The 25,827-nt window shown below is 65.5% G+C and carries 29 protein-coding genes and 2 riboswitches; of the genes, 28 read left to right on the top strand and 1 reads right to left on the bottom strand.

Annotated features, from left to right (window positions below; all coding sequences use genetic code 11):
* Positions 1 to 2 precede the first annotated feature (2 nt).
* Positions 3 to 422, bottom strand: coding sequence for a Holliday junction resolvase RuvX (gene ruvX, locus I2C21_RS01175; RefSeq protein WP_101693470.1), 420 nt, complete (start codon positions 420 to 422; stop codon positions 3 to 5).
* A gap of 327 nt (positions 423 to 749) precedes the next feature.
* Between ruvX and rpmG the strand changes: the two genes are divergently transcribed.
* From rpmG to hemA, 28 genes are all read left to right on the top strand, one after another.
* Positions 750 to 914, top strand: a complete 165-nt coding sequence (rpmG, locus tag I2C21_RS01170) for a 50S ribosomal protein L33 (RefSeq protein ID WP_087262704.1) — start codon at positions 750 to 752, stop codon at positions 912 to 914.
* Positions 915 to 953: 39 nt separating this feature from the next.
* On the top strand, positions 954 to 1,235 hold the full coding sequence (secE, locus tag I2C21_RS01165) for a preprotein translocase subunit SecE (protein ID WP_101693469.1): 282 nt from the start codon (positions 954 to 956) through the stop codon (positions 1,233 to 1,235).
* 12 nt (positions 1,236 to 1,247) lie between these two features.
* The gene (gene nusG, locus I2C21_RS01160) at positions 1,248 to 1,772 is read left to right on the top strand and encodes a transcription termination/antitermination protein NusG (RefSeq protein ID WP_101693468.1); all 525 of its coding nucleotides are present in this window, start codon (positions 1,248 to 1,250) and stop codon (positions 1,770 to 1,772) included.
* Positions 1,773 to 1,860: 88 nt separating this feature from the next.
* A complete protein-coding gene (gene rplK, locus I2C21_RS01155) occupies positions 1,861 to 2,286 on the top strand; it encodes a 50S ribosomal protein L11 (RefSeq protein WP_101693467.1) in 426 nt (141 codons plus the stop codon).
* A gap of 19 nt (positions 2,287 to 2,305) precedes the next feature.
* Positions 2,306 to 2,998, top strand: coding sequence for a 50S ribosomal protein L1 (gene rplA, locus I2C21_RS01150; protein WP_101693466.1), 693 nt, complete (start codon positions 2,306 to 2,308; stop codon positions 2,996 to 2,998).
* A 356-nt stretch (positions 2,999 to 3,354) separates the two neighbouring features.
* The gene (gene rplJ, locus I2C21_RS01145; protein ID WP_101693465.1) at positions 3,355 to 3,900 is read left to right on the top strand and encodes a 50S ribosomal protein L10; all 546 of its coding nucleotides are present in this window, start codon (positions 3,355 to 3,357) and stop codon (positions 3,898 to 3,900) included.
* Positions 3,901 to 4,007: 107 nt separating this feature from the next.
* Positions 4,008 to 4,388, top strand: coding sequence for a 50S ribosomal protein L7/L12 (rplL, locus tag I2C21_RS01140; protein ID WP_101693464.1), 381 nt, complete (start codon positions 4,008 to 4,010; stop codon positions 4,386 to 4,388).
* 220 nt (positions 4,389 to 4,608) lie between these two features.
* Complete coding sequence (locus I2C21_RS01135) at positions 4,609 to 5,310, top strand: response regulator transcription factor (RefSeq protein ID WP_101693463.1); 702 nt, start codon at positions 4,609 to 4,611, stop codon at positions 5,308 to 5,310.
* 13 nt (positions 5,311 to 5,323) lie between these two features.
* Positions 5,324 to 7,420 carry a sensor histidine kinase gene (locus I2C21_RS01130; RefSeq protein ID WP_353654769.1) on the top strand — a complete coding sequence of 699 codons (2,097 nt, stop codon included), beginning with the start codon at positions 5,324 to 5,326 and terminating at the stop codon, positions 7,418 to 7,420.
* 115 nt (positions 7,421 to 7,535) lie between these two features.
* Positions 7,536 to 7,719: riboswitch (cobalamin riboswitch) on the top strand.
* 86 nt (positions 7,720 to 7,805) lie between these two features.
* Positions 7,806 to 8,960 (top strand): cobalt-precorrin-5B (C(1))-methyltransferase CbiD, encoded by a 1,155-nt coding sequence (cbiD, locus tag I2C21_RS01125; RefSeq protein WP_195278288.1) that lies wholly within the window; start codon positions 7,806 to 7,808, stop codon positions 8,958 to 8,960.
* Positions 8,957 to 9,715 (top strand): precorrin-4 C(11)-methyltransferase, encoded by a 759-nt coding sequence (cobM, locus tag I2C21_RS01120; protein WP_195278287.1) that lies wholly within the window; start codon positions 8,957 to 8,959, stop codon positions 9,713 to 9,715. The genes cbiD and cobM overlap by 4 nt, the downstream gene beginning before the upstream one ends.
* On the top strand, positions 9,712 to 10,767 hold the full coding sequence (locus tag I2C21_RS01115; RefSeq protein ID WP_195278286.1) for a cobalt-precorrin 5A hydrolase: 1,056 nt from the start codon (positions 9,712 to 9,714) through the stop codon (positions 10,765 to 10,767). The genes cobM and I2C21_RS01115 overlap by 4 nt, the downstream gene beginning before the upstream one ends.
* Positions 10,758 to 11,492, top strand: coding sequence for a precorrin-3B C(17)-methyltransferase (cobJ, locus tag I2C21_RS01110; protein ID WP_101693458.1), 735 nt, complete (start codon positions 10,758 to 10,760; stop codon positions 11,490 to 11,492). The genes I2C21_RS01115 and cobJ overlap by 10 nt, the downstream gene beginning before the upstream one ends.
* Position 11,493: 1 nt before the next feature.
* Positions 11,494 to 12,240 (top strand): precorrin-6A reductase, encoded by a 747-nt coding sequence (gene cobK, locus I2C21_RS01105; protein ID WP_195278285.1) that lies wholly within the window; start codon positions 11,494 to 11,496, stop codon positions 12,238 to 12,240.
* Positions 12,237 to 13,439, top strand: coding sequence for a precorrin-6y C5,15-methyltransferase (decarboxylating) subunit CbiE (gene cbiE / locus I2C21_RS01100; protein ID WP_193537582.1), 1,203 nt, complete (start codon positions 12,237 to 12,239; stop codon positions 13,437 to 13,439). The genes cobK and cbiE overlap by 4 nt, the downstream gene beginning before the upstream one ends.
* Positions 13,436 to 14,806, top strand: a complete 1,371-nt coding sequence (locus I2C21_RS01095; protein ID WP_195278284.1) for a cobyrinic acid a,c-diamide synthase CobB — start codon at positions 13,436 to 13,438, stop codon at positions 14,804 to 14,806. The genes cbiE and I2C21_RS01095 overlap by 4 nt, the downstream gene beginning before the upstream one ends.
* A gap of 2 nt (positions 14,807 to 14,808) precedes the next feature.
* Entirely contained in the window at positions 14,809 to 15,870 is a 1,062-nt protein-coding gene (cobT, locus tag I2C21_RS01090) for a nicotinate-nucleotide--dimethylbenzimidazole phosphoribosyltransferase (protein ID WP_195278283.1), read from the top strand.
* Positions 15,867 to 16,853, top strand: coding sequence for an adenosylcobinamide-phosphate synthase CbiB (gene cbiB, locus I2C21_RS01085; protein ID WP_195278282.1), 987 nt, complete (start codon positions 15,867 to 15,869; stop codon positions 16,851 to 16,853). Before cobT ends, cbiB begins: the two co-directional genes overlap by 4 nt.
* A 24-nt stretch (positions 16,854 to 16,877) precedes the next feature.
* On the top strand, positions 16,878 to 17,927 hold the full coding sequence (cobD, locus tag I2C21_RS01080; protein ID WP_195278281.1) for a threonine-phosphate decarboxylase CobD: 1,050 nt from the start codon (positions 16,878 to 16,880) through the stop codon (positions 17,925 to 17,927).
* The gene (locus I2C21_RS01075; RefSeq protein WP_195278280.1) at positions 17,927 to 19,429 is read left to right on the top strand and encodes a cobyric acid synthase; all 1,503 of its coding nucleotides are present in this window, start codon (positions 17,927 to 17,929) and stop codon (positions 19,427 to 19,429) included. The genes cobD and I2C21_RS01075 overlap by 1 nt, the downstream gene beginning before the upstream one ends.
* A 3-nt stretch (positions 19,430 to 19,432) precedes the next feature.
* Complete coding sequence (locus tag I2C21_RS01070; protein WP_195278279.1) at positions 19,433 to 20,080, top strand: precorrin-8X methylmutase; 648 nt, start codon at positions 19,433 to 19,435, stop codon at positions 20,078 to 20,080.
* 18 nt (positions 20,081 to 20,098) lie between these two features.
* Complete coding sequence (locus I2C21_RS01065; RefSeq protein ID WP_101693449.1) at positions 20,099 to 20,905, top strand: sirohydrochlorin cobaltochelatase; 807 nt, start codon at positions 20,099 to 20,101, stop codon at positions 20,903 to 20,905.
* 37 nt (positions 20,906 to 20,942) lie between these two features.
* Positions 20,943 to 21,135, top strand: a riboswitch (cobalamin riboswitch).
* A 158-nt stretch (positions 21,136 to 21,293) separates the two neighbouring features.
* Complete coding sequence (locus tag I2C21_RS01060) at positions 21,294 to 22,007, top strand: energy-coupling factor ABC transporter permease (RefSeq protein WP_193537572.1); 714 nt, start codon at positions 21,294 to 21,296, stop codon at positions 22,005 to 22,007.
* A 13-nt stretch (positions 22,008 to 22,020) separates the two neighbouring features.
* Positions 22,021 to 22,311, top strand: coding sequence for an energy-coupling factor ABC transporter substrate-binding protein (locus I2C21_RS01055; RefSeq protein ID WP_101693447.1), 291 nt, complete (start codon positions 22,021 to 22,023; stop codon positions 22,309 to 22,311).
* Between the two features lie 4 nt (positions 22,312 to 22,315).
* The gene (cbiQ, locus tag I2C21_RS01050) at positions 22,316 to 23,098 is read left to right on the top strand and encodes a cobalt ECF transporter T component CbiQ (RefSeq protein ID WP_101693446.1); all 783 of its coding nucleotides are present in this window, start codon (positions 22,316 to 22,318) and stop codon (positions 23,096 to 23,098) included.
* The gene (locus I2C21_RS01045; protein WP_186962772.1) at positions 23,095 to 23,949 is read left to right on the top strand and encodes an ATP-binding cassette domain-containing protein; all 855 of its coding nucleotides are present in this window, start codon (positions 23,095 to 23,097) and stop codon (positions 23,947 to 23,949) included. Before cbiQ ends, I2C21_RS01045 begins: the two co-directional genes overlap by 4 nt.
* Positions 23,946 to 24,638, top strand: a complete 693-nt coding sequence (gene cobI, locus I2C21_RS01040) for a precorrin-2 C(20)-methyltransferase (protein ID WP_186962771.1) — start codon at positions 23,946 to 23,948, stop codon at positions 24,636 to 24,638. Before I2C21_RS01045 ends, cobI begins: the two co-directional genes overlap by 4 nt.
* A gap of 1 nt (position 24,639) precedes the next feature.
* Positions 24,640 to 25,818, top strand: coding sequence for a glutamyl-tRNA reductase (gene hemA, locus I2C21_RS01035; RefSeq protein WP_243207865.1), 1,179 nt, complete (start codon positions 24,640 to 24,642; stop codon positions 25,816 to 25,818).
* Positions 25,819 to 25,827: the final 9 nt, after the last annotated feature.

Genomic DNA, 25,827 nt, shown 5'->3' with positions numbered 1-25,827 from the left:
GATCAGGGGCGGTTCCGGCGGAGGGTGAGATAGCCCTCCAGGATCAGCGTGGCGGCCACGGCGTCCACCGTCTTTTTGTGCTGCTTCATCTTCTTGCCGCTGGCGTGGAGGATGCTGTGGGCCTCCACGGTGGTGCGCCGCTCGTCCCAGAGCACCGGGGTGAGGCCGGTACGCTCCTCCAGCTGTCCGGCGAACGCCCGGTAGAGCTCGGCCCGGGGGCCCTCTGTGCCGTCCATATTGCGGGGGAAGCCCATGACAAGCTCCTCCACCCCGTGGGCGGCGATCAGCTTTTCGATCTCCTCCGCGACCACCTCGCTCTTTCGGCTGTGGATGACAGTGGTAAAGCCGGCCAGAAGACCGGTGGCGTCCGATATGGCGATCCCGGTGCGGGCATCGCCGTAGTCGATGGCCATAATGCGCATGGTTTCATTCCTCCTTCGTGTCTGGTTCTATTATCCGGGCAGAGAAGGAAAAAGTCAATTTTTATTTCAAAAGAAGCTTGACTTTCGGTGGAGGGTGTGCTATTCTGGAAACACCTATGAAAGAGGGCTTTTCTTTTGTGCGCGTTTCTACGGTGTGACGGGCATGAAACCCTTCCCTCCAGGCGAGGACATAGGGAGGCAGACATGCCGAGTCCGCACCGTGACGATAGGCGCAGTGCGCCCACGTCGCTGGATTCGGCCAAGGGCTGTATCCGGCGTTTTTTTATGCCGGTGTACCGCTCAACTATTGAAGGAGGTGCCGAACACATGGCAAAGGCAGGTTCCCGGGTGAAGATCACCCTCCGCTGCTCCGAGTGCAAGCAGAGAAACTACAACACCAACAAGAATAAGAAGAACACTCCCGACCGTCTGGAGCTGAACAAGTACTGCCCCTTCTGCAGAAAGCATACGGTTCACAACGAGACCAAGTAATGAGAATGTATCTCTCATTGAGAAAGAAGGGTGTACGGAATGCCTGATTACGAGAAGAACGAGCAGGCCGCTGCCGCCAAGGCGGACAAGTCCAAGAAGGATGTCAAGAAGTCCAAGCCTGGCTTTTTCGCCCGCATTGGCAAGTGGTTCCGCGAGATGAAGGTCGAACTCAAGAAGGTCCAGTGGCCCACGAAAAAGCAGACGATCAACAACACCGTCGTCGTCATCGTGTGCTGTATCGTCATTGGCATCTGCATCTGGGCGTTTGACTGGCTGGCGCAGTCCGTCTTCGCCGCGCTCATGAATCTGTTTAAGGGTTAAGGAGCGGCGAGTATGGCAGATAACGCGAAGTGGTATGTCGCGCACACCTATTCTGGTTACGAGAACACCGTAGCTGCTTCCATTGAGAAGGCGGTGGAAAACCGCGGGATGCGCGATCTCATCCATGAGGTAAACATCCCCATGGAGACGGTTACCGAGATCACCGAAAACGGGCCTAAGACCGTGGACCGCAAGGTCTTCCCCGGCTATGTGCTGGTGAAGATGGTCATGACCGACGAGACCTGGCACCTGGTGCGCAACGTGCGCGGCGTGACTGGTTTTGTGGGTTCGGGCAGCAAGCCCATTCCCCTCACCGAGGAGGAGGTTGCCTCCATGGGTGTGGAGAAGAAGGAAGTCGTGGTCGGCTATGAAGTGGGCGACCGCGTCAAGATCACCGAAGGCGCGCTGGAGTCCTTCCTGGGCGCCGTGGAAGAGATCGACCTGGAGCGCAGCAAAGTGCGCGTCGTGGTCGAGATGTTCGGCCGTGAGACCCCTGTCGAGCTGGAGCTCGATCAGGTGGAGCGGGTCGACGACTAAACGGGTGAAAGACCCCGTATCCCCCGCACGTGGGAGGAATTGTATCAATTCCGTCTCAACCACATTTAAGTAGGAGGTGCTGTTTCAAATGGCACAGAAAGTTACTGGTTACGTCAAACTGCAGATTCCTGCCGGCAAGGCGACTCCCGCCCCCCCTGTGGGCCCCGCCCTCGGCCAGCATGGCGTGAATATCGCCGCTTTCACCAAGGAGTTCAACGAGCGCACCAAGAATGACGTGGGCATGATCATCCCCGTCGTCATCACCGTGTATGCCGACCGCTCCTTCACCTTCATCACCAAGACTCCTCCCGCCGCCGTGCTCATCAAGAAGGCCTGCAACATCGAGTCTGGTTCCGGTGTGCCCAACAAGACCAAGGTTGCCACCATCAGCAAGGAGGACGTCCGCAAGATCGCGGAGACCAAGATGCCCGACCTGAATGCGGCCAGCATCGAGTCCGCCATGAGCATGATCGCCGGCACCGCCCGCTCCATGGGCGTTGTCGTGGGCGACTAAGGCGAAGGAGGGAGAAGCAATGTTTAGAGGTAAGAAGTACGTCGAGAGCGCCAAGAAGATCGAGAAGGGCACTCTCTATGATGCCGCTGAGGCTATGGACCTGGTCGTGAAGACCGCCACCGCCAAGTTCGACGAGACCGTCGAGCTGCACGTCAAGCTGGGCGTTGACTCCCGCCATGCGGACCAGCAGGTCCGCGGCGCCATCGTCCTGCCCCACGGCACCGGCAAGACCCAGCGCGTGCTGGTCTTCGCCAAGGGCGACAAGGCTGAGGCCGCCAAGGAGGCCGGCGCTGATTTCGTCGGCGAGATGGACCTGGTGCAGAAGATCCAGTCCGAGAACTGGTTCGACTATGATGTGGTCGTCGCCTCTCCCGACATGATGGGCGTGGTTGGCCGCCTCGGTAAGGTCCTGGGCCCCAAGGGCCTGATGCCCTCCCCCAAGGCCGGCACCGTCACCCCCGACGTGGCCAAGGCTGTCAAGGAGATCAAGGCCGGTAAGGTCGAGTACCGTCTGGACAAGACCAACATCATCCACTGCCCCATCGGCAAGGTGTCCTTCGGCGCTGAGAAGCTGACCGAGAACTTCACCGCTCTCATGGGCGCCATCATCAAGGCTAAGCCTGCTGCCGCCAAGGGTCAGTATATCAAGAGCTGTGTCACCGCCACCACCATGGGCCCCGGTGTGAAGATCAACGGCGCCAAGCTGGTGTAAGAAGCGCGAAGGCCGCGAACAGGGGAGCCAAGGAACGGCGCAGGCGAAAAAACAGGTCGGCCGCAGGCCGGCGGCATTTTTCGCGGAGCGTGACTTGGCGACCCGATCGTGCGCGAGCCGTAGCGTGACAAGCCGGGGAGATGTGCCATCCGGCGCAGCCCCACAAAAAAGATCATTTCCGGACAGGTTATGCTTGACATAGCCTGTCCGGGGTGATATAATAATTCGCGTGTTCAAAGACAGCGGGCAGCCATAAGCCCCGCCGAGAATGCAGCAAGTGAAGAAGCTTTCTTTGTGCTGTTTTCGTGCTTTGAGCATGAGAATAGCATTTTTTATTTCATGGAGGTGAATCCCACATGCCTAACGCAAAGGTTCTGAGTGAGAAGCAGGCCATTGTCGCCGACCTGACTGAGAAGCTGAAGACCGCTGCCAGCGGTGTTCTGGTGGACTATAAGGGTATCACCGTTGCCGAGGATACCGCCCTGCGTGCCGAGTGCCGCAAGAACGAGCTGGACTACGCTGTTGTGAAGAACACCCTGGTTCGTTTCGCCATCAACAACGTGGGTCTGGAGGAGATGGATTCCGTTCTGAATGGTACCACTTCTCTGGCCCTGAGCCATGGTGACCCCATCGCTCCCATGCGTGTGATCGCGAAGTTCGCCAAGCAGTTCAACGGCGAGAAGTTCACCATCAAGGCCGGTTTCATGGACGGCAAGGTGCTGTCTCTGGACGAGATCAAGGCTCTGTCCGACCTGCCATCCAAGGAAGTCCTGCAGGCTCAGGTTCTGGGCACCATGCTGGCTCCCATCACCAGCCTGGCTATCGTCCTCAAGGCGATCGCCGAGGAGAAGGGCGGCTTCGTCGAGGCTGCTCCCGCCGAGGAGGCTCCCGCTGCCGAGTAAGGTTGGTACGTCAGTACCCGCCTGACAGCGGTTCTGTTCCCCGCATCCCCGCACTGGGGAGACTCAAACTTATTTTTTAAATGATTGAATTTAGGAGGTATCTTATCATGGCTAGCGAGAAGATCACTGCTTTGATTGAAGAGGTTAAGGGCCTGACTGTTCTGGAGCTGTCCGAGCTGGTGCACGCTCTGGAGGAGGAGTTCGGCGTTTCCGCTGCTGCTATGGCCGCTCCCGCTGCTGGCGGCGCTGCCGGCGGCGAGGCTGCTGCTGAGAAGACCGAGTTCGACGTGGTTCTGGCCGGCTTCGACGCTGCTGCTAAGATCAAGGTCATCAAGGTTGTCCGCGAGATCACCGGCCTGGGCCTGGCTGACGCCAAGGGCCTGGTCGAGGGCGCTCCCAAGGCTCTGAAGGAGGGTGTCTCCAAGGACGAGGCCGAGGAGATGAAGAAGAAGCTCGAGGAGGCCGGCGCCAAGGTCGAGCTGAAGTAAGAGTTTCTCTTGCTGTACTGTAACGTGCGTGTCCCAATCGGGGCACGCACGTTTTTTTATGCCCTTTGACGGCGGACGGATCAAATGCTATGATGGGATAACGTTAAGAAATTGCTAAGAAATGCCCCTGGAAAACCATAAGAAGCGCCTGTTATCCTATCCTTGCCGGAAGGAGATCGGGACCGATCGGGGAAGTTCAAACGGTGGAGGAGATGTCTAGATGGAAGCGTGTGTACTGGTAGTGGATGACGACCGGGAGATCGTCCAGGCTATTGCCCTGCTGCTGGAGAAGGAGGGATACCGGGTGCTGCGGGCCTACAACGGCCTGGAGGCGCTGGAGCTGGCCTGTGAGCGCTCGGTACAGCTCATCCTGCTGGACGTGATGATGCCCAGGCTGGACGGGCTTTCCGCCCTGATGAAGATCCGGGAGAAACGGAACCTGCCCATCATCGTGCTCTCCGCCAAGAGTGAGGACAGCGACAAGATCCTGGGACTCTCCATGGGGGCCGACGACTATGTGTCCAAGCCTTACAATCCCCAAGAGCTGCTGGCCCGGGTCCGCAGTCAGCTGCGGCGGTATACCCGGCTGGGGGACGTCCATGCGGAAGAGCGGAGCGGAGAGATCGTCAACGGCCGTCTTACCTATTTGCCGGAGGCGCTGGAGCTTCGGGTGGATGGAGAACCGGTCCGACTCACCGCTACTGAGACCCGCATCGTGGATCTGTTGATGCGCAATCTGGGACGGATCTTTCCGGCTGAGGAGATCTACCGCCGGGTGTGGGATGGGGAGGAGGCCTATGCCTCGGAAAACACGGTCATGGTCCATATCCGGCATATCCGGGAAAAGATCGAACTCAATCCAAAGGAACCGGAGTATTTAAAGGTGGTGTGGGGCATTGGATACAAAATGGAAAAAAAGTAAAGGTATTTTGAGTGTGCTGTTCCTCCTGATCGGACTAACGCTCATGGCCATTTTTGGAGGTATCGGACTGTTGGGCGCCAGTAGTCTGGAACTGGGTGATGTGGCGGACAGCTTCCGCAGCGACTATCAGGATACCCGGCGCTTCCGCAGGGAGATCAGCTATGACCTGCGTGCCATGCTGGAGTTTGTGCTGACCGGGGAAGAGACATCCTGCTTCCAGGATGAGAACCTCCGCTGGGGGATTTGGCAGGATGAGAAACTGTTGGCCGGCAACCTCAACGGCATCACGGGAAATCTGACGGGACATCAGGAACCGGGCTATAATTTCTACCTGGAGTACCGGGACGGCAAGGTGCAGATCTGGAAGGACGGCGCTGAGGTGGATGTCTATGGAGACGAAGTCTACCGGGACCAGTGGGAGCAGTGGGAGCTGCCCGGCTACCGCAATCTGGACACCGAGCTCTTTGTGGGCGGAGGTTGGACCGATAGCGGTCGGGGCTTTGACCTCTCCAGCATCACTGGGGCGGCCACACCCATGGCGACAGCGGTCCCTGGGGAGACTGGCGGGGAGGAGCCTGCCGCTGACACCGGGGAGCCGTGGGACGGCGTGACCATCCGTCTGGCTGCCGCCCAGACACCGGTGTATTTTTACTACTCCATGGGGCTTTATGATGTAGCTGATACCCTGTACACCATGCGCCTTGCGGTATGTATCGTGGCAGGCTGCTTCCTGCTGGGTGTGGCGCTGGTGGTGTGGAGCCTCCTGTGGCGGCGCTGGATGGCTCTGACCTTCCGGGCGGCCGGACGCCTCACGGGGAAGATCTGGCTGGAGATCAAGCTGCTCCTCCTGGCGCTCCTGGTGGGACCGCTGATGGTGTCCCTGTCCTATGCCTACGAGCCCATTTTCCTGGCCTTTGCCATCGGCCTGTGCTGGGTGATGGTGTTTTACCTCAACGACTTCCTCTGCAATCGGGGCCGTCTGTGCCGGGTGAGCTTCTGCGGCTGGCTGGCGGGAAAGCTGCGGGGAGACGGGTTGGACCTGCCCCTCCAGCGACGGGCCATGCGGAGCGGAGTGGTCCACCTGATGGCCGTGGTGATTCTGGCCCTGGGGGCCGCGGCCTTTGACTTGGGGTTATTTCTGTCGGCCTGGCGCAGCGGCTCCATCCGGATCTGGGTCCCATTCCTGATCGGATTGGTGGGGCTGGTGCTGCTGGGGATCGTCTTTCTCCACTGGAAGGAGGAGCGGGCGATGATCGAAGACCTGGGGGCTCTCTCCGATCAGATCGAGGCGGTGCGCAGGAAACAGCAGGGGACCATGCTGGCGGCGGAGCGACCTCTGGCCGGGCTCTCCCAGGCGGTAGCCGACATCGACAGCGGCCTTCAGCAGGCGGTGGAGGAACGGCTGCGCAGCGAGCGGATGAAGGTAGAGCTCATCACCAACGTCTCCCACGACCTCAAGACCCCGCTGACCTCTATCCTGAGCTATGCGGCCCTTCTGGAAGAGGAGGAACTGCCTGACCATGTGCGGGACTACGTGACCATCCTCAACGACAAGGCCCAGCGCCTGAAGAACATGGTACAGGAGGTCTTTGACGTGAGCAAGGCGGCCTCCGGAAATCTGAATCTCCACTGGGAGGAGCTGGACCTGGCCAAGCTGCTGCGGCAGACCCTGGCCGACCAGGCCGAGCCCATCGCCGCAAGCGGTCTGGATCTGCGCACCCGGCTTCCGGCGGAGCCGGTCCTCATCCGGGCGGACGGCGACCGGCTCTACCGGGTCTTTCAAAACCTGATTCAGAATGTGCTCCAGTACAGTCTGGAGGGCTCCCGGGCCTACCTCACCCTGGAGACCAACGGGGAGAGCGGGCGGGTGTGCGTCCAGAACATCTCCCGGGAGGAGCTGTCCCGGGAGAAGGACTTCACCGAGCGCTTTGTCCGGGGAGACGAGAGCCGCAGTGACGGCGGGAGCGGGCTTGGTCTGGCCATCGCCAAGAGCTTTACCGAGGCCTGCGGCGGAACCTTCCGGCTGCGGACCGACGCCGACCTCTTCACCGTGGAGGTGGAATTCCCGTGTGTCCAGCCCTCCCTTCCGGAAGGGACGGAGTCAGTATAAGCCAAATGCCCTGCGGATGGGAGGATGTCCCCGTCCGCAGGGCATTTCTCTGGGAAAAGATGTGTACAAAATAGACAATCCACTTTACTTTCTGCGGGGATATGGTTATACTAATGTCTAGTAACTGCCAAACGGTGCGGCGAGGGCTCGCCGCTGAAAAGGGAAGCCGGTGAAAATCCGGCGCAGTCTTACCTCTACTGTAAGCGCGGACAAAGGCGTCAGACCCATTGGCTCTGCCGAGAAGGGACGCCGGCGGAAGAAGCGCAAGCCAGGAGACCTGCCTTTTGGCCGACGTCGCTCTTAGGTGGAGAGCGCCGCTGTTTGCCTGTGCAGATCTGCGGCCCGTCTCCTCTGGAGGCGGGCTTTTTCTGTGGGGAGGTGGAGCATGCCGAAGCTGGAATACTATATCCCGGTGGGGCGGCAGCGGCTGCGCTGCGGCTATACCACCGGCACCTGTGCCGCGGCGGCGGCACGGGGCGCGGCGCAGGCCTTGCTGACTGGTATTCGCCCGGCCGGAGTGGAGATCGACACCCCCGCCGGCGTGCGGGTGCAGGTGGAGCTGCTGGACTGGTCCGCCGGAGCGGACTGGGCCATGTGTGCCGTGGAAAAGGACGGCGGGGATGACCCGGACGTGACCGATGGCATGCGGATCTATGCCAGAGTTTCCCGGCGGAGCGACGGCACACTGCGGGTGGACGGGGGAGAAGGCGTGGGCCGGGTGACCCGACCTGGGCTGGACCAGCCCCCCGGCGCGGCGGCCATCAATTCCACCCCCCGCCGGATGATCGCCGAGCAGCTCGCGGCCGCCCTGCGGGAGGCAGGGGACCACGGCGGGCTGGAGGCGGTCATCTCCGTCCCCGGGGGAGAGGCGCTGGCCCGCAAGACCTTCAACCCACGGCTGGGGATCCAGGGTGGGATCTCCATCCTGGGGACCAGCGGGATCGTCCGCCCCATGAGCGAGGCGGCTCTGGTGGACTCCATCACGCTGGAGCTGGACATGGCCTATGCCGCCGGAGTACAGCACCTGCTGGTCACGCCGGGCAACTATGGGGAGGACTACGCCCGGGACCACCTGGGGCTGGAGACGGAGGGCTGCATCTCCTGCAGCAATTACCTGGGCGCCGCCATCGATCACGCGGCGGGGCTGGGCTTTTCCAGTTTCCTGCTGGTGGGGCATCTGGGCAAGCTGGTGAAGGTGGCCGGCGGCGCCATGAACACCCACTCCCGGACGGCGGACGGCCGCCGGGAGACCATGGCCGCCCACGCTGCCCTGTGCGGCGCGCCCCGGGGGCTGGTGGAACGAGTCTTTGAAGCGGCCACCACCGACGCGGCCCTGGAGCTTCTGGAGGAGGCGGGGCTGCGGGAGGACGTGATGGCCTCTTTGACCAGGGCGCTCTATGAGAACCTCCGCCATCGGGCGGGGGAGGAGATGGAAATTCAGGCGGTGGTCTTTTCCAACCGCTTTGGCCTGCTGGGGCAGACCCCGGGGGCCAGTGAACTGCTGGCGCGCCACAGGCGCGGGGAAGGAGAATCCTTATGATCCATTTTATTGGCGCCGGACCGGGCGCGGCCGACCTGATCACGGTGCGGGGGGCCCGCCTTCTGGGGGAGGCCGACGTGATCATCTACGCGGGGAGCCTGGTCAATCCGGCCCTGCTGGAGTACCGCAAAGAGGGCTGTCAGGTCTATGACAGCGCCTCCATGACCCTGGAGGAGGTTCTGGACGTCATGCGGGAGACCGAGGCGGCCGGCAAGACCACCGTCCGGCTCCACACAGGGGACCCCTCCCTCTACGGGGCCATCCGGGAGCAGATGGACGCCCTGGACGTGGATGGGATCTCCTACGATGTGACGCCGGGCGTCTCCTCCTTCTCCGGCGCGGCGGCCGCCCTTCAGGCCGAGTACACCCTGCCTGATGTCTCCCAGAGCGTCATCATCACCCGTATGGCGGGACGGACGCCGGTACCCGAGGGAGAGGCCCTGCGCAAGATGGCCAGCCACGGCTGCACCATGGTGCTCTTCCTCTCCACGGGCCTGCTGGAAGAGGTGGAGCGGGAGCTGATGGCGGGGGGATATGCCCCCGACACCCCGGCGGCCATCGTCTACAAGGCCACCTGGCCGGAGGAGCGGGTGTTCCGCTGTACGGTCTCCACCCTGGCAGAGACCGCCCGTACCAACGGCGTCACCAATACCGCCCTCATCACCGTGGGGCGGTTCCTGGGAGAGGACTATGAGCGCTCCAAGCTCTATGACCCTACCTTTACCCACGGCTGCCGGAAGGGGACCGAGGTATGAGACTGGCCCTCACCGCCTTCACCCGCCGGGGATATGGTCTGGCCTGCTCCCTGGCCCGGGCACTGGAGGAACAGGGGGAGGAAGTGAAGCTGGCCCTCCCGGCACGGCTGGCCCAGGAACTGGGGACAGCCTCCTATGAGCGGCTGGCCGACTGGACGGGAGCGCGCTTTGCCGACTGCGAGGGGCTCCTCTTCGTGGGGGCCTGCGGCATCGCGGTCCGGGCCATCGCCCCCTGGGTGAGGGACAAGTATACCGACCCCGCCGTGGTCAGTGTGGACGAGGGAGGGGCCTGGGTGGTCCCACTCCTCTCCGGCCATGTGGGCGGGGCCAACGACCTGGCCCGCCGGGTGGCCCGGCTCACGGACGGTACGGCGGCCATCTCCACTGCCACCGATGTGAACGGGCGTTTCGCGGTGGACAGCTGGGCAAAGTGTAAAGGTTTATACATTGACAGTAAAATGGCGGCCAAACGGGTGTCCGCTGCCCTTCTGGCGGGGGATTCCGTAGGGCTGCAAAGTGATTTTCCTATACAGGGAGAGCGACCGGAGGGCCTCTCGTCGGGGCCGTCTGAGGTGGGGATCGTCCTGACTGCGGACGCGGAAAAGGCGCCCTACCCGGTGACCCTGCGTCTTGTCCCACCGGTGCTTACTCTTGGCATCGGCTGCCGGAAGGGAACCAGCTCCGAGACCATCGCCCGGGCGGTGGAGGAGACCCTGAAGGCCTTCCGGCTCCATCCGCGCGCGGTGTTCCAGGTAAGCACCATTGATCTGAAACAGGGGGAGCCAGGGCTGCTGGAGTTCTGCCGGACCCAAGGGCTGCCCCTGTGGGTCTGGACGGCGGAGGAGCTGGCCGGGACACCGGGAGCCTTTACCCCCTCCGCCTTTGTCCGCTCGGTGACCGGGGTGGACAATGTCTGCGAGCGTGCCGCCGTGCGGGCGGGGGGAGCGCTGTTGGTCCCCAAGCAGGCGGCAGACGGGGTCACCGTTGCGGTGGCCCGGCGGCCATGGGCCGTCTCATTTGAAGAAGGAAGCGAGGAAACACCATGCGAGTGACCGTGATAGGACTGGGCCCCGGCGCCGGGGCCGATTTGACCGGGCGGGCCGTGGAGGCGCTGGAGCGCTGCGACCTGATCGTGGGCTACACCGCCTATATTGCCCTGCTGGAGGGGCAGTTCCCCGACAAGGAGCGCCGCTCCACCGGTATGCGCCGGGAGGTGGACCGCTGCCGTATGGCGGTGGAGGAGGCAGCGGCCGGCCGGGATGTGGCCCTGGTCTGCTCCGGCGACTCGGGGGTGTACGGTATGGCGGCCCTGGTGTACGAGGTATCCCGGGACTATCCGCCCATCGAGATCGAGGTGGTCCCCGGTATCACCGCCGCCTGTGGGGGAGCCGCCGTACTGGGCGCGCCCCTGACCCACGACTTTGCGGTGGTCTCCCTCTCCGACCTGATGACTCCCTGGGAGACCATCGAAAATCGCCTGCGCCTGGCGGCCCGGGCTGATTTTGTGCTCTGCCTCTACAATCCCTCCAGCCGGAGCCGGGCCGACTATCTCCAGCGGGCCTGTGACATCCTGCTGGAGGAAAAGAGCCCGGATACCGTGTGCGGCTATGTCCGCAACATCGGCCGCGCCGGGGAGGAGGCCCATACCTGCACCCTCGCCCAGCTGCGGGAGACCCAGGTGGACATGTTTACCACGGTCTTTGTGGGCAACCGGCAGACCTGCCTCATCGGCGGAAAGATGGTCACCCCCCGGGGCTACCTCCAGCGGGGGATGTGAGATGGAGGTCCTGCTCTTTGGCGGCACCACGGAGGGCCGGGAGCTGGCCCTGTGGCTGGCCCGGCGGGACTGCCGGGTGACCGTCTGTGTGGCCACCGACTACGGGGCCACTCTCCTGCCCGAGGGGGAGGGGATCGCGGTCCACACCGGACGGCTGGACGAGGCAGGGATGGAGGAGCTGATGAAAAGCCGTCCCTTCTGCTGCGTGGCCGACGCCACCCACCCCTATGCTGTACAGGTCACCGCCCAGATCCGCGCCTGCTGTGAGAAGCTGGACCTGCCCTACCGGCGGATCGTTCGGGCGGAAGAGGGGGCGGGGGACTTCCTGCGCTGCGCCAGCCTGACCGACGCCGCTAAGCTGTGCCGGGAACTGCCGGGGAACATCCTGCTCACCACGGGCAGCAAGGAGCTCGCTCCCTTCGCCCAGCCGGGGCTGCGGGAGCGGTGCTATCCCCGGGTGCTGCCCAGCGTGTCCTCTCTGGAGGCCTGTCAGGCAGCGGGGTTTCCTCCGAAACAGATCATCGCCATGCAGGGGCCCTTTTCGGCGGAGCTCAACCGGGCCGTGATCCGGCAGCTGTATATCTCCGTGCTGGTGACCAAGGAGAGCGGTGCGGCCGGAGGATTTGAAGAGAAGTGCGCGGCGGCCCGGGACACGGGCTGCCGGCTGATCGTGGTGGAGCGTCCCACCCGGGAGCGGGGGGAGACGCTGGCGGAATTTCAAAGGAACTGGGAGGCGCAGCGGCCATGAAAGTCTATCTGATCGGCGTGGGCATGGGAAATCCGGACACCCTCACCGGGGAGGCCCGGAGGGCCATCGAGGAGAGCCGGGTGCTCCTGGGCGCCCCCCGGCTGCTGGAGCCCTGGAGCGGGGAGAAACCCGCTCATCCCCTCATCCGCCCGCGGGAGATCCTCGCCGCCCTGGAAGGGGAAAGCGACGGCCCGGCGGCCGTCCTCCTCTCCGGAGACACGGGCTTTTACAGCGGGGCAAAGGCGCTCTGGCCCCTGCTGGAGGGGTACGAGGTACATACCATCCCGGGCATCTCCTCTCTCGCTTACTTCTGTGCCCGGCTCAACACCACCTGGCAGGATGTCCACTGGGTGAGCGCCCATGGACGTACCCACAACGCGGTGGGGGAGATTCAGAGCCACCGGCGCACCTTTGTTCTCACGGGAGGTGAGACCCGGGCCCAGGACCTGTGTGCGCAGCTGTGCAGCCGGGGCCTGGGTGATGTGCGGATCTGGGTTGGGGAGCGGCTCTCCTACCCGGAGGAGCGCATCTGTGCCGGGACGGCCCAGTCCCTGGCGGGGGAGGAGTTTGCCGATCTCGCCGTGCTGCTGGCCGAGCATCCCCACCCGGTGGAGCGATCCGCTACCGCGCCCGGTCTGCCCGACAGTGCCTTTCAGCGGGGAAAGGTGCCCATGACCAAGGAGGAGGTCCGCGCCCTCGTGGTCTCCAAGCTCCGTCCGGAGCGGGAGAGCGTGATCTGGGACGTGGGGGCGGGTACCGGCTCGGTGTCGGTGGAGTGCGCTCTGGCCGCCCCGGCCGGAGTGGTCTACGCGGTGGAGCGGCGGAGTGAGGGCCTGGAGCTCATCGCTCAGAACGCCGCGGCCCTAGGCGCCTCCAACGTGATCCCGGTGTCCGGGACCGCCCCTGAGGCCCTGGCGGAGCTGCCGCCCCCCGACCGGGTCTTTGTGGGGGGAAGCGGGGGTGCCCTGCGGGCCATTCTGGCCGCCGCCCTGGACAAGCGCCCCGGCCTCCGGGCGGTGGTGTCGGCCGTGACTTTGGAGACCCTCCAGGAGGCGGTGTCGGCCTTTGAGGAACTGCATTTTCAGGATGTGGACCTGGTCCAGGTGGCGGTCACTCGGACCAGGAAGGCGGGAAGCTACCACATGATGGAGGCCCAGAATCCGGTGTGGCTCATCAGCGGAACGGGGGGAGCGGAATGAATCCTCCCCGTCTGCTCTTTGCCGCCCCCGCCAGCGGGTGCGGTAAAACCACGGTGACCTGCGCCGTGCTCCAGGCCCTGGTAAACCGGGGACTGGACCCGGTGGCCTTCAAATCGGGGCCGGACTACATCGACCCCATGTTCCACGCGGAGGTACTGGGGGTGCCCTCCCGCAACCTGGACCTCTTCCTGATGGGGGAGCAGGCGGTGCGCCGCTCTCTGCGTCAGAACTGCGCCGGCCATGGACCCGCCATCCTGGAGGGGGCCATGGGCTACTATGACGGTGCGGCCCTCTCCAGCGAACTCAGCGCCTGGGACCTGGCCCGCCGGACTGCCACGCCGGCGGTACTGGTGGTGGACGGACGGGGCGCGGCCCGCTCTCTGGCGGCGGTGGTGAAGGGCTTCTGTGCCCTGGAGGAGGAACACGGCATCCGCGGGGTGCTCTTCAACCGGGTCTCCCCCATGTTCTACCCCGCCCTGAAGGACTGCGTGGAGGAGGAGACCGGCATCCCGGTTTACGGCTACCTTCCGGTTCTCCCCGACGCCTCCCTAGAGAGCCGCCATCTGGGCCTCATCACGGCCGCAGAGGTGTCCGACCTGCGGGGAAAGCTCTCTGCCCTGGCTGCCCATGCCGAGAAGAGCATAGACCTGGACGGCCTTCTGGCCCTGGCCCGGTCCGCCCCCGACCTGCCGCCGGAAGAGGAGAACATCGCCGCCTCCCATCCGGCCCGGCCCCGCATCGCCGTGGCCCGGGACGAGGCATTCTGCTTCTACTACGCCGACGCCCTGGAGCTGTTGGAGAAACTGGGGGCCGCGCTGGTCCCCTTCTCCCCGCTGCGGGACGAGGAACTTCCGGAGGGATGCGCCGGGCTCTATCTGGGGGGCGGCTATCCCGAGCTCTACGGAGCGGCGCTGGCCAACAATACCGCCATGCGCCGGGCAGTGCGCCTTGCAGTGAATCGCGGGATGCCCACCGTGGCCGAGTGCGGAGGCTTTCTCTACCTCCACCGGACCCTCTCCGACGCGGACGGGGTGGACCGCCCCCTGGCGGGAGCCCTGCCCGCCGCAGCCTGGAACCAGGGAAAGCTGGGGCGCTTTGGCTATATCACGCTGACGGCCCGGACGGAGGGCCTGCTCTGCGGGGCGGGGGAGAGCCTGCCGGCCCACGAGTTCCACTACTGGGAGAGCGACCGGCCGGGAGCAGATTTCCACGCCCAGAAGCCCAGGAGCAAGCGGGGGTGGGACTGCGCCTGGCATACGCCCACCCTCTATGCGGGATTTCCGCATGTACATTTTTGCGGCTGTCAACAGGCGGCGGAGCGATTTGTGGCCGCCTGTGCCAGATATCATGGGGAAAATGAGGGATGAACATGGGACTGTTGGAGAAGACCGTACGAGAGATCACGCCTGCCGATGAGCGGGCCGCGCAGGCCGCCCGCCGCCGGTGGGATTCCATTGCCAAGCCGCTGCACAGCCTGGGCCTTCTGGAGGATGCGGTGGTACGCATCGCGGCCATGGGCGGAAGCCCCGACGTGGACCTGAGCCGCCGGGCCATTGTGGCCATGTGCGCCGACCACGGCGTGGTGGCCGAGGGGGTGACCCAGACAGGACAGGAGGTCACCGCCATCGTCACAGAGAATATGTCCAAGGGGGATACCAGCGTCTGCTGTATGGCCCGGGTGGCCGGCGCCGAGCTGGTTCCGGTGGACATCGGCGTGGCCCGTCCGGTGGAGGGGGCGCGCATCCTTCAGCGCAACCTCATGCGGGGGACCCGCAATATGACCCGGGAGCCGGCCATGGACCGGGAGACCTGTGTCCGGGCCATCGAGACCGGCATCCAGATCGCGCAGGAGCTCTGTGCTTCCGGCGTAAAGCTCCTGGGTACCGGAGAGATGGGGATCGGCAACACCACGGCCTCTTCCGCCGTGGTCTCGGTGCTCCTGGGCGTGGAGCCGGAGACGGTCACCGGCCGGGGCGCGGGCCTCTCCTCAGAGGGGCTGGTGCGCAAGGTGGACGCCATCCGCCGGGCCGTGGCGGTGAACCAGCCCGATCCATCCGACCCGGTGGACGTGCTCTCCAAGGTGGGAGGACTGGATCTGGCCGGTCTGGCCGGTGTTTTCCTGGGCGGCGCGGCCTGCCGGGTACCCGTGCTGGTGGACGGGTTCATCTCGGCGGCGGCTGCCCTGTGCGCCGTGCGGCTTTGCCCGGCGGCGGGGGATTACCTGCTGGCCAGCCACGTCTCAGCGGAGCCCGCCGGGGAACTGCTGCTGGAGGCCCTGGGCCTGACCCCCTTCCTGCGGGCCAGAATGTGTCTGGGGGAGGGTACCGGTACGGCGGCGGTCATGCCTCTGCTGGACATGGCCCTGGCGGTCTACCGGGAGATGGCCACATTTGATGAGATCGAGGTGGAGGCTTACCAGCCGCTGACATGATACAATCCTTTTTTCAGACCAACCTGACCGCCCTGCTTCTGGGGTTTTGCCTGGATCTGCTGCTGGGGGACCCCCACTGGGCCCCCCACCCGGTCCGGGCCGTGGGACAGCTCATCGCGGGGCTGGAGGGGCCCCTGCGCCGCGTCTTTCCCAAAACCCCGGGAGGAGAGCGGGCCGGCGGTACGGCGCTGGTGGTCCTGGTGCTCTTTTTCTCCGTGGGGGTGACCGGACTGGTGCTCGCCCTGTGCGCCAGACTCCACCCGGCCCTGGACTTCGGGGTGCGGACCCTTTTGTGCTATCAGCTGCTGGCAGCCCGGTCCCTGCGGGATGAGAGCGGGAAGGTCTACCGCGCCCTCCGGGATGGAGACCTTCCGGGAGCCCGCCGGGCGGTGAGCATGATCGTGGGCCGGGACACCGAAAATCTGGACGAGACCGGTGTGGCCAAGGCGGCGGTGGAGACGGTGGCCGAGAACGCCTCGGACGGCGTGGTGGCCCCCCTCTTCTACCTGGCCCTGGGCGGCCCGCTGGCCGGAATGGCCTACAAGGCGGTCAACACCATGGACTCCATGGTGGGCTACAAGAATGAGCGCTATCTCTACTTCGGGCGGACTGCGGCCCGGCTGGACGACGTCCTCAACTTCCTGCCCGCCCGGCTGGCGGGGGGGCTCATGTGCCTGAGCGCCTTTCTCACCGGATTTGACGGACCGGGGGCGATACGCATTTTCCGGCGGGACCGGAAGAACCACGCCTCTCCCAATTCGGCTCACACCGAGGCCGCCTGTGCCGGAGCCCTGCGGGTGCAGCTGGCCGGTCCGGCTGTGTACTTTGGCCGTAGGGTGGAGAAGCCCACCCTGGGCGACCCCATCCACCCGGTGGAGGCCCTGGACATCCTGCGGGCCAACCGGCTGATGTACGGCACGGCCTTTTTGTCCCTACTCCTGCTGTGCGGGGTGCCGCTGATGGTCCTGCGCTTTCCCTTTTAAATCCCAAAAGGAGGGAGTCATCCCATGCCCATCTATACCCATGGCGGAGACATTTACGCCCAGTCCGGACCGGTGCTGGACTTTTCCGCCAATCAGAACCCGCTGGGGATGCCTCCTGCCGTGGCGGAGGCGGCCCAGGCGGCCGTCGTGGACGCCCAGCGCTACCCGGACAGTCTGTGCCGGGAGCTGCGCCGGGCCATTTCCCGGCGGGACGGCGTCCCGGCCGAGTGGATCTGCTGCGGAAACGGCGCGGCCGATGTGATCTTCCGGCTGTGCCTGGCTCTGCGGCCCCGCCGGGCACTGGTGACCGCCCCCACCTTCTCTGAATATGCCCAGGCCGTAGAGGCGGCCGGGGGAGAGGTGGTCCGCTATCCCCTGGCCCGGGAGAATGGCTTTGCAGTGGATGAGGGCTTTGCCGCCGCCTTTTCGGATGGGGTGGAGCTGGCCTTCCTGTGCAGCCCCAACAACCCCACCGGACGGAGGGTGGCCCAGCCCGTACTGGAGGCCATCCTCCGGCGGGCAGAGGAGGAGAAGGTCTGGCTGGTGGTGGATGAGTGCTTCCTCCACCTCTGCGACGGAGGGGGAGAGGGGCTGGCCGCCCGGCTCTCGGAGTTTCCGCGGCTGGTGCTCCTGCGGGCCTTCACCAAGTGCTACGCCATGCCCGGGCTGCGCCTGGGGTACTGTCTGACCGCCCATCCGGAGCTGCCCGAGCGGCTCTACCGGGTGGGGCAGCCCTGGAGCGTCTCAGCCCCCGCCCAGGCCGCCGGCATCGCCGCCTGCGCCTGTCCCAGCTGGCCGGAGACGGCCATGGAGCAGGTCATCCGCCCCCAGCGCGCCCGGTTGACGGCGGCTCTGCGGGCCCTGGGCCTGACCGTGTGGGAGAGCGAGACCAACTACCTGCTCTTTTCCGCGCCCGGGCGGAGCGACCTCAAGGAGCGCCTGCTGGAACGAGGGGTGCTCATCCGCGCCTGCGCCAACTACCCCGGACTGGGGGCGTGCGACTACCGCATCGCCGTTCGGCTTCCGGAGGAAAACGACATTCTGCTCAACGCCTTGAAGGAGGTACTGGACTGATGGCAAAGTGCATCATGGTACAGGGGACCATGTCCAACGCGGGGAAGAGCTTCCTGTGCGCCGCCCTCTGCCGGATCTTCCGGCAGGACGGGCTCCGGGCAGCCCCCTTCAAATCCCAGAACATGGCCCTCAACTCCTTCATCACCCGGGAGGGACTGGAGATGGGCCGGGCCCAGGTCATGCAGGCCGAGGCGGCGGGGATCGAGCCCTCCGTGCGGATGAACCCCATTTTGCTCAAGCCGGTGAGCGACGTGGGCTCCCAGCTCATCGTCAACGGCGTGCCCCGGGGCAACTGGAAGGCCCGGGACTATTTCGCCTACAAGCGGGAGCTCATCCCGGAGATCCTGGAGGCCTATGAGAGCCTGGCACGGGAATATGACGTGATCGTCATTGAAGGGGCGGGAAGCCCTGCTGAGATCAACCTGAAGGACGGGGACATCGTGAACATGGGCCTGGCCGCCATGGTGGACGCCCCGGTCCTCCTGTGCGGCGACATCGACCGGGGCGGGGTGTTTGCCTCCCTCTACGGCACGGCGGCTCTGCTGGAACCGGAGGAGCGGGCACGGCTCAAGGGATTTGTCATCAATAAATTCCGGGGAGACGTGGAGATCCTCCGCCCCGGCCTCTCCATGCTGGAGGAGCGTACCGGTATCCCCGTGACCGGCGTGGTGCCCATGGTGAACGTGGACCTGGACGACGAGGACTCCCTCTCCCAGCGGCTGGGGAACGGCGGCGGGGTGGGCCTCATCGACCTGGCGGTGATCCGGCTGCCCAAACTCTCCAATTTCACCGACTTCAACCCCCTGGAGCGCATCCCCGAGGTCTCCCTCCGGTATGTGTCCAGCCCCGCCCAGCTGCGGGAGCCCGACCTCATCCTGCTCCCCGGCACCAAGAACACCCTGGACGACCTGCGCTGGCTGCGCGCCAGCGGCCTGGAGAGCGCCATCCGCAAACACGCCGCCCGGGGCGGCGCGGTGATCGGCATCTGCGGCGGATACCAGATGCTGGGGGAGGAGGTCTCCGACCCCGACGGCGTGGAGGGGGGCGGAAGCCTGCCCGGCCTGGGTCTGCTGCCCGGGCGCACCGTGTTCCGGGGAGAAAAGACCCGCACCCGGGTCCAGGGCGTCTTTCACGGCCTGGAGGGGATCTTTGCGGGCATGAACGGCGTGGAGTTCGAGGGCTATGAGATCCACATGGGCGAGACCGCCCGGGGCGATGCTGCCGGGAGCTGCGCCCGCCTCCACACCCTGGATGGCGTGGAGAAGGCCGACGGTCTGGCCCGGGGCAATGTGTGGGGCAGCTATGTCCACGGCCTTTTCGATCAGGGCGGCTGCGCCGGAGCGCTGGTCAACTGCCTGCGCCAGGCCAGAGGGCTGGGCGAGCAGGAGGCTGTCTTGGACTGGACGGACTACAAGGAGCGCCAGTATGACATTCTGGCCGACGCGGTGCGTGCGGGGCTGGATATGGAGCGGGTCTACCGCATTCTCAACCGGGAGGAATAGGACATGAGAGAGATCCACTTGCAGCGGGTGGCCCCCGCTGAGATCGAGGCCAGGAGTATGGAGATCATCGCCTCCGAGCTGGGGGAGCGGGACATCCCGGCCCCGCAGCTGGCCGTGGTGAAGCGGTGTATCCACACCAGCGCCGACTTTGACTATGCCGACAATCTGGTCTTTTCTCCCCATGCGGTGGAGCGGGGGGTGGAGGCCCTGCGGAAGGGCTGCACCATCGTCACCGACACCCAGATGGCCCGGGCGGGCATCAACAAGCGGGTGCTGGAGGGCTTTGGCGGCCGCGTGGTGTGCTTTATGTCCGACCCGGATGTGGCCACCGAGGCCAGGGAGCGGGGGGAGACCCGCGCCACCGTCTCCATGGAGCGGGCCGCCGGGCTGGGAGGGCCTGTGATCCTGGCTCTGGGCAACGCCCCCACCGCTCTGGTGCGGGCCTGCCAGCTGATGGAGGAGGGACGGCTCCGGCCTGAACTGGTCATCGGTGTGCCGGTGGGCTTTGTCAACGTGGTGGAGTCCAAGGAACTGCTCCTCTCCATGGCGGGGGAGCACATCGTGGCCCGGGGCCGCAAGGGGGGGAGCAACATCGCCGCAGCCATCTGCAACGCCCTGCTCTACCTGGCCTCCGGCGACCGGAGAGAGTAATACGTGAGGTGAGATACCATGGGGAAAGCACTTCTGATGGTCTCCTTCGGGACCAGCTATCCCGAGACGCTGGAGAAGAATATCAGCCGTATCGAGGCGGCTGTGGCCGCCGCCCTGCCGGACCGGACGCTGTTCCGGGCCTTTACCAGCGGCATGATCCTGCGCAAGCTGGCGCGGCGGGACGGCGTACAGATCGACAATGTGGACCAGGCTCTGGAGCGCCTGGCCCGGGAGGGCTATGAGGATGTGCTCCTCCAGCCCACCCACATCCTCAATGGAGAGGAATATGACAAGCTCTGTGCCCAGGCACAGCCCTGGCGGGGGCGCTTTGCCCGCTTTGTGGTGGGCAAACCCCTGCTCACCACGGCGGAGGACTATCTGGCCGCAGCCGATGCGGTGATGGAATCCATCCCCGCTCCGGAGGCAGATGAGGCCCTGGTCTTTATGGGCCACGGCAGCGAGCATTTTGCCAATTCCGCCTATGCCCTGCTGGAGTATGCCCTCCACGACCGGGGCTGGGACCGGGCTTTTCTGGGGACGGTGGAGGGATACCCCACCCTGGACCAGGTCCTGCGCCGCCTGCGGGAGTGCAGCGGCGTGCGCCGGGTACGACTCCAGCCTTTCATGGTGGTGGCGGGGGACCACGCCGCCAACGACATGGCGGGCGAGGAGGAGGACTCCTGGAAGAGCCGCCTGGAGCGGGAGGGCTATACGGTGGAGTGTGTGCTGCGGGGCCTGGGGGAATACCCGGCCTTCCGCGCTCTCTTTGCCGGCCACGCCCTGGCGGCCCAGGGGGAAGAAGAGGGAGACAAGCGCCCGGACTGAGCGCCGGGACGCTTTCTCACCGGAGCGTGCTCCGGGGATAGAAGAGACGGTCTGCGGTAACCGCCCTGCGGGGCGGTTTCAAAAGGGAAGACGGGTGAGAATCCCGCACAGTCCCGCTGCCGTGATGGAAGAGCAAACCCGCATACAAGTCACTGGCCCCTTCGGGCTGGGAAGACACGGGCGCGCCATGAGGCCAGAGTCGGAAGACCTGCCGCAGACCGCGCCGGCCATGCCGGCAAACCATACCGCTACGGATGATAGGAGGTGTGTTTCCCGTGAAGAAGCAGTGGAACTCAAAAGCCGGTACCGGGTGAGCCCGGGCGCAGGACCGGTCCCGCTGGGGCGGGACCTTTGACCAAAGTGCAAATTGGGAAAGGATGAATGTACCATGAAACGATTGGATTCCTGTGTCCGCCTGGCCGCCGCCCTGTGCATGGCGCTGGGCGTGCTCACCGTGAGCGCCTCGGCCATGCACATCGCCGAGGGCTATCTCCCCCGGCCCTGGGCCTTTGGCTGGATGGCCGTGTGCGTGCCCTTTGTGGCCGCCGGTATGCGCTCTATTCAGAAGAGGGTGCGGGACTACCCCCGGGCCAAGGTGCTGCTGGCCATGTGCGGCGCCTTCGCCTTTGTGCTCTCGGCCCTCAAGCTCCCCTCGGCCACCGGCTCCTGCTCGCACCCCACCGGTGTGGGACTGGGCGCCATCCTCTTCGGGCCCACCGCCACCACGGTGCTGGGGCTCATCGTGCTGCTGTTCCAGGCTCTTCTGCTGGCCCACGGCGGCATTACCACCCTGGGGGCCAATGTCTTTTCCATGGCCATCGTGGGACCCTTTGTCTCCTGGGGGGTGTACCTGCTGCTCAAGAAGCTGAAGGCCCGTCCCGCCGTGGCGGTCTTCTGCGCCGCCGCGCTGGGGGACCTGGTGACCTATGTGACCACCTCGGTGCAGCTGGGCGTGGTCTACGGAAACATCGGGGAGTATCTGACCATCTTTGCCGTCACCCAGCTCCCCCTGGCCGTGGCCGAGGGTCTGCTGACGGTGGTGGTCTTCAACGTGCTGGAGAAATATGCCCGGGATGAGCTGCTGGAGCTCTCGGTGCTGTAAGGAGGGACGGAACATGAAAGTCTGGCAGAAAAATACCATCCTCATTTTGCTGGTGATCCTGTTGGCGGCGGCCCCTCTGTGGCTGTGCCGGGAGGCCGAATTCGGCGGAGCCGACGGCATGGCCGCCGAGCTGGTGGAGGAGAGCGTGCCCGGGTTTGAACCCTGGTTTGAGCCCATCCTGGAGCCGGCCAGCGGCGAGATCGAATCCCTGCTCTTCGCCCTCCAGGCGGCGGTGGGGTCCGGCGTGGTGTGCTTTATCCTGGGCCGCATCACCGCCCGGAAACCGGACAACAAGGACGCGTGACCACATGGGGACCGATCGCTATGCCTATGCCTCCCGCCTGCGGCGGGTGGACGCCATCCCCAAGCTGTGGCTGTCGCTGATCCCCCTGCTCCTGTGCGTGTGCTGTGACAGCGCCGCCGTGGGAGTGGCTACCCTGCTTCTGATGGGGGGACTCAATGTGTGGCTGGGCGGGCAGAGGCTGAGGACGGTCCTCCGTTTTCTCAAGGTCCCGCTGGCCTTTCTGGCCGTGGGCTGTCTCACCATCCTGGTGCGTCCCCTCTCACCGGAGGAAGGCGCACTGTGGGCGGTGGAGCTTCTGGGCCGCTTCCGCTGGGGGATCACGGCGGAATACCGGGATCTGAGTCTCATGGTGCTGTGTAAGGCCATGGGAGCGGTGTCGGCCATGTATTTCCTCTCCCTGAATACCCCCGTCACCGACGTGACCCTGGCCCTGGAGCGGCTGCGGGTGCCCAAGCTCCTGGTGGAGCTGATGGAGCTGATCTACCGCTTCATCTTTGTCCTCACGGACACCGCCGGACGCATCCGGGTGGCCCAGGAATCCCGGCTGGGCTACCAGGGCTGGCGCAGGAGTCTGGAGAGCATGGGGACGCTGGTCTCCATGCTCTTCCTCCGGGCCTGGCGGCAGGGGGAGCGCTCCTTCACCGCCCTGGAATCCCGGGGCTATAAGGGGCGTCTGGACACCCTGCCCGCCGACGCCGTGCCGGGGAAGTGGCTCTATGCCGTGCTGGCCGGAGTGAGCGCGGCGCAGCTGGGCGCGCTGGCGCTGGAAAGGAGCTTGCTGGGATGAACTACGCCATCGAGACAAGGGAATTGTGCTATACCTATGAGGACGGCACCCGGGCCCTGGACGCCATCTCCATCCGGGCTGCCCGGGGGGCGGTCACAGGGATTCTGGGGGCCAACGGCGCAGGTAAGTCCACCCTCTTTCTCAACCTGAACGGGGTGCTCACTCCCTCCGGGGGGCAGGTGCTGCTGGACGGGAAGGAGGTATCCTATGCCCGTCGGGATCTGCCCGAGCTGCGCCGGAAGGTGGGCATCGTCTTTCAGGACCCGGACGACCAGCTCTTCTCCGCCGACGTGTACCGGGACATCTCCTTCGGAGCGGTGAACCTGGGCCTGCCTCCGGAGGAGGTGCGCCGGCGGGTGGAGCTGGCCATGGAGCGCACGGGGGTGACCGCCCTGCGGGACAAGCCCACCCATGCCCTCTCCTACGGACAGAAGAAGCGGGTGGCCATCGCCGGGGTTTTGGTGATGGAGCCCAGCGTGATGATTTTGGATGAGCCCACCGCGGGACTGGATCCCCAGGGGGTGAGCGAGCTGATGCGCCTGCTCACCGCCCTGCGGGACCAGCTGGAGATGACCATTCTGCTGGCCACCCACGATATGGACATCGTGCCCCTCTACTGCGACTACGCCTATGTACTCAGCGGAGGGCGCGTGGCGGGGGAGGGAACGGCGGAGGAGCTGGTCTGCCAGCCCGGACTCCTGCGAGAAAACCACCTGCGTCTGCCCCGGATGGCCCATCTGATGGAGGTCCTGGCCCGGGAGGACGGGATGGATCTGCCCCGCTCGGCCGCCACCATTGGAGCGGTCCGCCGGGCCATATTAGAGCTGCTCAACAAGGAGGAAATGAGATGAAGCGAGGAATACTGTACGGTGTGGGGGTGGGTCCTGGGGACCCGGAGCTGCTCACCCTGAAGGCGGTGCGCATTCTGCGGGAGGCCGACGTGGTGGCCATGCCCGACAAGGGCAGCGGCGAACAGACCGCCCGCAAGATCGTGCAGGCCTATATCGAGGGGAAGGAGCTCCTCTCCTGTCCCACCCCCATGGTGCGGGACAAGGAGGTGCTGGCGCAGAGCTATGAGGCAAACGCCGACACCCTGTGCGCCCTGCTGGACCAGGGGAAGAACGTGGCCTTCATCACCCTGGGAGACCCGTCGGTCTACTCCACCTATCTCTACATCCATGAGCGGGTGGCCGAGCGGGGCTACGAGGCCCGTCTGATCCCCGGCGTGCCCTCCTTCTGCGCCGTGGCGGCCCGGCTGGGCATCAGCCTGTGCCAGGGAGAGGAGCGGCTCCTCATCGTTCCGGCCAGCCACAGCGTGGAGGACTGCGTGGATTTCCCCGCCAATCAGATCTACATGAAGGCCGGACGGCGTCTGGGCGGGCTCCTGGAGACGCTGGAGCAGCACGGACGGCTGGAGGGGGCCATGGCGGTCTCCAACTGCGGCATGGAGGAGGAGCAGGTCTGGCCCCGGGCGGCCGACATGGACCCGGAGAGCCGCTATTTCTCCGTCCTCTTCGCGCCGGGAAAGGACCGGGACTGAGATGGGCATTTATTACTGCGGCCTGAGCGACCGGCGGGCCCCCATCGCCCTGCGGGAGCGGCTCTCCTTTACCAAGGGACGGGTGGAGGAGGTCTGCGCCCAGCTGGCCCGCCGGCCCGGCATCCGGGGCTGTGTCCTCCTCTCCACCTGCAACCGCACCGAGCTCTACTGCTCCTGGGAGGGGGAGCTGCCCCCCGGACCCCAGCTCCTCTGCGAGGCCGCGGGGGTGGAACTCTCCCTCTTTGACGGAGCCTTCCGGACGCTGTCGGGGGAGGAGGCGGGACGCCACCTCTTTGAGGTGGCTGCCGGCCTGCGCTCCCGGATCTGGGGAGAGGATCAGATCCTTTCCCAGGTGCGGGAGGCTCTGACCATCGCCCGGCGGGCGGGGAGTACGGACAGCGTGCTGGAGACCCTCTTCCGCATTGCGGTGTCGGCCGGGAAGGAGCTGCGGAGCAAGGTCCGTGTGAGCGGCGTGTCCCCCTCCTCGGCGGCCCGGGCGGTGGAGGTCCTCCAGGCGGAGACCGGGGGCTTGGCCGGCAAGCGGGCGCTCGTCATCGGCAACGGGGAGATGGGACGGCTCTCGGCCCGGCTCCTGCGGGAGGCGGGGTGCGCCGTGACCGTGACCCTGCGCACCTACCGCCATGGGGAGACGGTGGTCCCCGCTGGGTGTGCCGTGGCTCCCTATGAGGAGCGCTACCAGGCCATGGAGGGAATGGATCTCCTCCTCTCGGCCACTACCAGTCCCCACTATACGGTGGGGGCAGAGGAGTACGACGCCCTCTCCCGGCCCCCGCGTCTGCTGGTGGATCTGGCCATCCCCCGGGACATCGCCCCCCAGGTGGGGGAGCGGGCGGACGTGACCCTCTACAACATCGACACCCTGGGCTGCGGCGTGGAGCGGGTGATCCCGCCGGAGGGGGAGGCCATCCTCACCGCCGCCATGGAGCGCTTCCGCCAGTGGGAGGGCTATCGCTCCAGCCTGGGGGCCATCGAAGAGGTCAAGGCGGCGGTGCTGGAGCGGGTGCTGGCCGCCGGATGCGCGGAGCTGGAGCCGGAAGAGGCCGCCGAACTGGCCGTGAGCCGGGCGGTGGAGCTGCTGGCCGGGAATCTGAAGGGCTGTTTGAGCGCGGAGGACCTGACCCACTGCGCCCGCAAGATCCGCGCCCACACCCGGGCATAGAGAGGAGGA

Source organism: Clostridium sp. J1101437_171009_A5 (assembly GCF_015547905.1).
GTDB lineage: Bacteria > Bacillota > Clostridia > Oscillospirales > Oscillospiraceae > Pseudoflavonifractor_A > Pseudoflavonifractor_A gallinarum.
This window is presented reverse-complemented; position numbering and strand designations above follow the sequence as displayed.